The sequence below is a fragment of the Microcoleus sp. genome (assembly GCF_049646505.1).
GTDB lineage: Bacteria > Cyanobacteriota > Cyanobacteriia > Cyanobacteriales > Microcoleaceae > Microcoleus.
In genome coordinates this window covers 1-7690 of the sequence record NZ_JBARVX010000363.1, presented here as the reverse complement: position 1 = coordinate 7690, position 7690 = coordinate 1, and the positions used below count along the sequence as shown (strand labels likewise).

Genomic DNA, 7690 nt, shown 5'->3' with positions numbered 1-7690 from the left:
CGCGATCGAAATTCAATCACATCTTGCTTAATAGTCACATCTTTATTACCAAAAAAATCGTGACCCAGCAGCCCGATGTCTAATGCGGGCGAGATCGGTACAACTACATTTGTAATCGCCAAACCGCCAGCTTCGATCGAAGTAAGATTTCCGAGAGCAAAAGTAGCTATTCCGTTGGGAGTTTTTGCTAGCACGCTTCCTTGAGGAACTATCTTCAAAGCAGCAGCCATTGCTGGTGTAATGACTGTGCGGCTTGCTCCAGAATCCACCATCATTTCAAACTTTTGCGTGCCGTTAAACGTGACTTCTATAACTGGGATATTAGCTTCTCGGCGTTTAATTTTGACCAGAAATACTCCCGATTTACTATCAGCCTTAGTATCCGACGAACCGGCAGGAGCCAATTCTTGGGGCATAAAACCGCAGACAGAGCGGCTCAAGTTGATTGTTTGGCCACTGGAGTTGCGGAGGAAGCATCCCTCGCTCTCTTGAGCAGTCGCTGGCGAGGAGTTGACTGCAGTGTCAAGTAAAATTGAACTGCTCAGAGAAATGACTGCTGTTAAAAGCAGTAAAGGTTTGCGGAGGTTTTTAGCGTTGGGTTGAGGTTTTTTTGAGTTGGAGAGTAAAGGCAAGGGAGATTTGCTGACCATAATTTGTTTAAACTGATATCTTGCATCATTCTCAATAAGCTCTTAAAAACCGGGTTTCTGAACGAGAGATATAGGTTGTGATGCTAAATTTGCGGTCAGAAACCCGGTTTTTGCCACAGGTACAACATCTGGGTTTAAAGGCTGTAGGTCGATCGTAACAACGACAACCGCCTTTTGGTATAAATTTAGCGCGGACTGTTGGGGGATTTAATACCAATTTCATAAAGTAGCGCTAGATATTACCCCCCCCAACCCCCCCCTTACCAAGGGGGGGGCTAAAATTTCTTCCATGCCACATATGAAAGAAAAATGCTATAAGCTTGTAATTTTGTCCGCGCAGGGCGGTAGGTCAAAAAATGCTTGACAAATGACAAACAATTTGTTTCAGTAATTGAGACCGCAAGGTTCCTAAGTCAAAAGTACCAAAGCACGTTATCTGAATTTTCACGAGATTGAGCTATAAACCGTAAAAAAAAATACAGCAGGAAATTACTGTATGAAAATAAAATGAGATTTTTATTAGACATCTGCCAAAAAGACTGTTTTGAACGGTCAGGATGCCTGTTCCAAAATGATTGTGGGAGAGGTCTATTTGGTCGATCGGCCAAAAGTCCCCAGTCGGGATCAAAATGAAATCAAACTAAACGTAAAGTAATTAAGGATGCCATGTCACTTTCAAAAGCAAAACCCGCTCTCCTAGTCCTGGCTGACGGTACTGCTTACCGCGGCTGGTCGTTTGGCGCTGACGCCACCGTCGTCGGCGAAGTAGTTTTCAATACGGGAATGACAGGCTACCAAGAAGTCTTGACCGATCCTAGCTATTGCGGCCAAATTGTCACTTTTACTTATCCAGAATTGGGCAATACCGGGGTAAATCTCGAAGACGAAGAATCCTCGCGGCCGCAAATTCGAGGTGCGATCGCCCGTAACGTATGCAGCCGCCCCAGCAACTGGCGCTGCTCGCAATCCCTGCAAGACTACCTAAAACAGTACAATATCCCCGGCATTTACGGCATCGACACCCGCGCCCTCACCCGCAAAATTCGCACTGTGGGAGCGATTAACGGCGGCATCTCGACAGTGATTCTCGACCAGGCAGAGCTGTTGGAACAAGTGCAAGACGCTCCCAGCATGGCCGGGCTGAATCTGGTACGCGAAGTGACCACCCGCAAGGTTTACGAGTGGTCGGAAGCCACGGACTCGGTGTGGGAGTTCAGTCCGACAGTCCAACCGGCCAGCGGCGAAATGTGGACGGTGGTGGCGATCGACTTTGGGATCAAGCGCAATATTCTGCGGCGTTTGGCGAGTTACGGCTGTCGGGTAATTGTTGTACCCGCTGACACGTCGGCGGAGGAAATTCTCAAATACAACCCGGACGGCATTTTTCTGTCCAACGGGCCGGGAGATCCCTCGGCGGTAACGGAAGGAATCGCGACGGCTAGAGCTTTGTTGAAGTCAGACAAACCCGTGTTCGGCATTTGCATGGGACACCAGGTGCTGGGGATTTCCTTGGGTGCGGAAACTTTTAAACTCAAGTTCGGCCACCGGGGCTTGAATCATCCTGCGGGTTTAACCCAGCAAGTAGAAATTACTAGCCAAAATCACGGTTTTGCGATCGACCCGGATTCCCTAGTCCCGGAAGTAGAAATTACTCATCTCAATTTGAACGATCGCACCGTAGCCGGATTGAAGCACAAAACCTTGCCGATGTTCTCAGTCCAGTACCACCCGGAAGCCAGTCCGGGCCCGCACGACGCTGACTATTTGTTCGATCGGTTCGTGCAGTCCATGCGAGACAATCAGAAAGTAGCTGCTTAGTCATCTTTGGGGAGTCATTAGTCATTGGTCATTAGTCATTAGTCATTAGTCATTAGTCAGTAGGGGCGGTGGATGGTGCGGGCCCGCCCTCCTGCGGTCATTAGTCAGTAGGGGCGGTGCCCCCGTGCCCGCCCTCCTGCCGTCATTGGTCATTAGTCATTAGTCATTAGTCATTAGTCATTAGTCATGTTTTGCTGTCCCCCTCGCTTTCGGTTATTGGTCATCAGTCAGCAGTCATCGGGTTGGAATTGCCTCAATTGTTTTGAGCGAATTTTCCAGCAGGCGGGACGGCGAACCCTACTCCCCACAAGAAAAAATCATTTTTGTGGGACGATCCTCCTCGCCCGTCACAGCTATTTTTGCAATTGCTCGTCTCTCAGAGGCTCTTGGTGTAGAGAGCCTCTGACTAATGACTAACGACTCCTGACCGATCGCTGACGACCAAAAAACAGTAGACAAAAAAACCAAAAACTCCTATAATGAAGCCTCAACTTTAAGCCATATCTAGCTAGGAGGGTGTCATTTCTGAGCCATTGACCCTGACCGTTAGCCTCAGAGGCACTCGCGAAGTCAAGAATAACTATCAGTTATTTCGCCTGACTGGCCTGCTGGACGCTTTTTCTGAGGCGACTTTTCGGAAGGTACTGAGCAAATGTATTGAGGAGGGTCCAAAACACGTAATTTTGGACTTGTCTCAGATAGACTTTGTGGACAGTTCTGGCTTGGGCGCACTTGTGCAACTTGTCAAGAAAGCCCAAACCGTCGAAGGGACATTGCAAATTGTCTCAAATCCCCGCGTAACTCAAACTGTTAAACTGGTTCGCTTAGAGAAATTTTTGTCTTTGCAGCCGAACGTTGATGAGGCGGTAAAAAACGTCAAGGATGCTTGACCAGAAAGTGGATTGAATTAGCTATCCGGTTCTCAACGCTGGATAGCAAATTTTTATGGTTTTGCGGAATACGGATTTTCCGAGAAGCTGCGACACGCGCAAGCTGCAAATTCCCCCGATACTTCGATTTGCGGTGGAGGGGCAGCAAAATATCTGTGGCAAACAGACAGAAAAATGCTATAAAAAGGGGAGCATTGCGATGAGTGTAAAAATCGTTTTTGAACCTGTGTTCGGGCGATCGCCGACAAAACCTAAAGCTATTTAGCGATCGAAACACTGGCAATCCTGTGAAAGCTATAATTGCTGAAGTGATGACTAGAAAAACCCAACTGTGCGGAAGTTTTATTTAAAAAAGTATGTTGCCGATCGCAGATGACGGACTCAAACTGAGCCTGACTGATATCAGTTTAAACTCAGATATTGCACCATTCTCAATAAGCCTTTTATGGACGGGCAGGATGCCCATCCCACAAGAAATTCACTCTTTGTGGAACGGGCTTCTAGCCCGTTGCTGACAATGGTGCAAGATATCAGTTTAAACCAACAGCATCCTGCAAGGGCGACACCAGCAGAAATAGAAAGAATTTCGCCCTCCGCTTGGGCATATTTGGGAGATGCAGTATACGAACTCTACATTCGGAGTTTGTACTTGATGCCCCCCAGAAGATTGCAAGCTTATCACGAATTGGTGGTGGGGCAAGTACGAGCCGAAACTCAAGCGCGTCACTTGCGATCGATCTCTCCTCACTTGAACAGTAGAGAATTAGCAATTGTCAAGCGCGGCCGCAATGCCGTATCGGGCCGTTCCAAGCGAGCCGATCCAGAGATTTACCAACAAGCTAGCAGCTTAGAAACTTTGATCGGATATTTGTACCTCACCGATCCCGAAAGATTGACCGAAATTCTGGCGCTTTTAAAACTTGAAACTGAAAGTATTTAGAAGTTAATAGTTAGGAAGGGCAGCGGATCGACCGACAATTAATTGCCCGGAAAATCTCCAATTTCAAACTCACTCGTATCGCTTGGTCAATCCCAAATCTAAAATTGTTTTGACTGGAACAACAAACTAATGAGAAAATTTACCAAACCAAACACGTCGCGATCGAATTCCGACAGCAAGCCGTTCAGAAGCGAAGGCCGCCGCCAAGACTCACAACCGTCTCCCCGCTTTGAACGCAAGCCCCGTCCCGATACTCGCGGAGTAGACGCGCCTCAAAAGCGATCGACTTTCTCCCCCCAATCCCGAGAAATGCCCGTGCGAGCAATTTTCAAACGGAATGTCGATGGCGACGGCCAACCGTCCACCCGCAGAAGTCATTTCAAAGACAGAGACACAGACAGCAGCCGGCCCGAATCGCGGGGCAATTATTACAGAGACAGAGACACAGACAGCAGCCCGCAACCGGCCCGCAACAATTTCCGAGACAGAGACAGCAGCCCCCAGGAATCGCGGGGCAATTATTACAAAGACAGAGACAGAGACAGAGGAAGAGACAGAGATAGCAGCCCGCGGGAATTCCGGGGCAATCATTTCAGAGACAGAGACAAAGACAGAGACACTCGCCCTGTGGACACTGCCTCAAATACCGTCGTGCAACCAGACGCAAACACAGACGACATGATTTACGGCCGCCATGCGGTGCAAGCGGCTTTAGAAAGCAACCAAGTGCTCAACCGGATCTGGGTTGTCCCGCACCTGCGCTACGATCCCCGCTTTCACAGCTTGCTAACCGAAGCCAAGGCCAACGGCAGCATCATTGATGAAGTTGACGATTTGCGCCTCGACTACATCACGCGGAAGGCAAACCACCAAGGCGTAGCAGCCCAAGTATCAGCTTACGAATACCTCGATTTGGCTGAACTGATCGCCAAGGCTAAGGCTGCTTGCGAAGATCCAGTGATTGTGGTAGCAGAAGGACTTAACGACCCCCACAATTTAGGGGCGATCGTTCGCACCGCAGAAGCTTTAGGAACTCAAGGCATTGTAATTCCCCAGCGGCGGGCCGTCGGGATTACTTCGGCAGTGAGAAAAGTGGCAGCAGGGGCACTGGAAAACCTGCCTGTCGCGAGGGTTGTCAATCTTAACCGGGCGCTGGAAGAATTGAAAGAAGCTGGATTCTGGATTTACGGCACTGCAGCAGGCGTGGGTGACTCGGTAGAGACAATCAAGTTCTCCGGGCCGACTGTTTTAGTTGTGGGCGGTGAAGCTGACGGTTTGAGCCTTTTGATACAGCGCGGCTGTGACGGATTAGTTTCAATTCCTTTAAGGGGAAAGACTCCTAGCCTGAATGTCTCGGTAGCAACGGGAATGGCTTTATACGAAATTTACCGCCAGCGCGGGCCCAAAAAGTTTCACGTACACGGATCTTGAAGGTGCTTGAAAAAAAAAGTACAACAGAGTAATTTATTAAGTAGCTCAATCCGGGCGATCGGTCTCAGCAGCTACTTAATAAATTACTACCAAAATGCCTAGTAGAATGTCATCTGGGAAAACATCATGACTGCACTCAAATTCAAGTTAAAGCTGAATCAAAAACAGATAACTCTGATGGATGAGAACGCACTTTGGTGATTCCCGGTTTGTCTGCAGCTAGGGCGATGCCATAATGTGTGAATACCGCCCAAAATTTAGCGGTATCACACTTTGAACAAGTAATAATATATCTGCCTCAATTAGGGACAGGTTGAAGGCGAAAGTAAAAGGAACTTTCTCCCTTGGTTTAAACAGGAATTCGACACCAATCTATTTAGATATCAGCTTAAAATAGGTTTGGATAAATTCTTGGTAGCAGTGTCACTGCCGCTTGTAAATAACAAAAGCGCGGGCGTTGCCCGCAGTACCCTGAAAACACCGTTAAATAAATTAGAAAACCAGATGAAAGAAGTCTTGATTAGCTTGCTCAATTTTTTCGGATTGGCTTGGTGGGTTGAAGTTAAAACTTCAACGCCGCGGTGCATTTACTATTTTGGTCCGTTCTTGAGCACTCAAGAGGCGGAAGCTGCAAAAGCAGGCTATGTAGAAGACATAGAAAATGAAGGTGCAGAAGGTGTTAGTGTTTCGATTCAACGCTGCAAACCTGTTACTTTGACGGTGGCAGATGACTTGGGAAAGTTTGGTGATGGAGGGCTGTGGCCTGTTTTGAGCGGTCAGTAGCAGGTGGGAAATTGTGAGCTGTGAGTTGTGATTTTTAATTTCAAATCCGGTAATATCTGATATGTTGCACGATTTGTTTAGAACCTGTAGGGGCGGATCGCTAATAGCTTGAAAAGTCGCAGATAGGTTAAATAAACTTCAAAACTTTTTGAGTGTTTGGTGATTAATTGGTTCGGAAAAACTCACAGCTTAAGACTTTCAATTGCCGACTGCTTGGGGGAAGTTCTCAATCCAGCGATCGATGTCTGCGATTACCCGATCGGGAATTTCCCAAGGAAACAAATGAGCTGTATCCCGATAGCACTCCCACTGACAATCGCGGAGGTGGCGGGCTGTTTCTAAACTGGATGCGGAGGTAATGTGCCGATCGCCCTCAGCAGCCAGCACCAAGCAGGGACATTGAATGTCGCCGAGATGCTGCAGTCGATCGTATCCTGCCCTGAGAGCGGTATTTAAAGCCTTTGTAGCCGCGCCGGAAGTCTGGAGATAGGCGGGAGTACCTGCCCGCGCCAAGTAGCGGTAAGGCGTGGCTGTATGCTGCTGGATCAAGTAGCGAAAGAGCGATCGCCTGCCAAAAGTATCAATATTCCACTGCCAACCGGGAATCACCCAATTGATGATTCCGGCTAAACCGGTGTAAAGGTTATCTTGCCAAGAGATCGGAGGGTGACTCCCTCGCGGTTTGGCAGCGGATGCCAGCACAATCAAACCCGTGACTCGCTGGGGATATTTCATCGCTAATTCCAGGGCTAAAATCCCTCCCAAAGACCATCCGACAACCAAACACCGATCGACTCCCAATCGGTCTAAAAGTGCTTCTAAATCAAGCAGGTGGTCGGTCATTTCAAAGGGATTGGAGGTGCGGCTGTTGCCGTAGCCGCGCAAGTCTGGGGCGATCGTCCGAAAGCGCTTTGAGAGGTGTTCTGTAAACACGGACATACAATCGCCAGAACCGGGATGTCCGTGCAAGCAAAGAATAGGAAATCCTTCGCCTTTGACAGAAACGCTGAGTTTTTGATGCGGCATTTTTAATAGGAAGAAGAAGTCATTAGTCATTTGTTATTTGTTATTTGTTATTTGTTATTTGTTATTTGTTATTTGTTATTTGTTATTTGTTATTTGTTATTTGTTATTTGTTATTTGTTATTTGTTATTTGTTATTTGTTATTTGTTATTTG

At 47.7% G+C, this 7690-nt stretch carries 8 protein-coding genes; 6 read left to right on the top strand and 2 right to left on the bottom strand.

Annotation, left to right across the window (positions count from 1 at the left end; translation table 11 throughout):
* Nucleotides 1-650 (bottom strand): retropepsin-like aspartic protease family protein (locus WBA89_RS18580; protein ID WP_424408687.1); only part of this gene is annotated, 650 nt, incomplete at its 3' end.
* Between the two features lie 666 nt (nucleotides 651-1316).
* Here WBA89_RS18580 and carA point away from each other — a divergent pair.
* The 6 genes from carA (at nucleotide 1317) to WBA89_RS18550 (ending at nucleotide 6512) form a co-directional block, all read left to right on the top strand.
* A complete protein-coding gene (gene carA, locus WBA89_RS18575; RefSeq protein ID WP_424408686.1) occupies nucleotides 1317-2468 on the top strand; it encodes a glutamine-hydrolyzing carbamoyl-phosphate synthase small subunit in 1152 nt (383 codons plus the stop codon).
* Between the two features lie 533 nt (nucleotides 2469-3001).
* A complete protein-coding gene (locus WBA89_RS18570; protein ID WP_424408685.1) occupies nucleotides 3002-3358 on the top strand; it encodes an STAS domain-containing protein in 357 nt (118 codons plus the stop codon).
* Nucleotides 3359-3413: 55 nt separating this feature from the next.
* A complete protein-coding gene (locus WBA89_RS18565) occupies nucleotides 3414-3623 on the top strand; it encodes a hypothetical protein (protein ID WP_424408684.1) in 210 nt (69 codons plus the stop codon).
* A gap of 252 nt (nucleotides 3624-3875) precedes the next feature.
* Nucleotides 3876-4298 (top strand): Mini-ribonuclease 3, encoded by a 423-nt coding sequence (locus WBA89_RS18560; protein WP_424408689.1) that lies wholly within the window; start codon nucleotides 3876-3878, stop codon nucleotides 4296-4298.
* A gap of 129 nt (nucleotides 4299-4427) precedes the next feature.
* On the top strand, nucleotides 4428-5729 hold the full coding sequence (gene rlmB / locus WBA89_RS18555; RefSeq protein ID WP_424408683.1) for a 23S rRNA (guanosine(2251)-2'-O)-methyltransferase RlmB: 1302 nt from the start codon (nucleotides 4428-4430) through the stop codon (nucleotides 5727-5729).
* A 504-nt stretch (nucleotides 5730-6233) separates the two neighbouring features.
* The gene (locus WBA89_RS18550) at nucleotides 6234-6512 is read left to right on the top strand and encodes a DUF1816 domain-containing protein (RefSeq protein WP_424408682.1); all 279 of its coding nucleotides are present in this window, start codon (nucleotides 6234-6236) and stop codon (nucleotides 6510-6512) included.
* A gap of 198 nt (nucleotides 6513-6710) precedes the next feature.
* On the opposite strand, the gene WBA89_RS18545 is transcribed toward WBA89_RS18550, so the two are convergent.
* Nucleotides 6711-7538 (bottom strand): alpha/beta fold hydrolase, encoded by an 828-nt coding sequence (locus WBA89_RS18545; protein ID WP_424408688.1) that lies wholly within the window; start codon nucleotides 7536-7538, stop codon nucleotides 6711-6713.
* Between the last annotated feature and the right edge of the window lie 152 nt (nucleotides 7539-7690).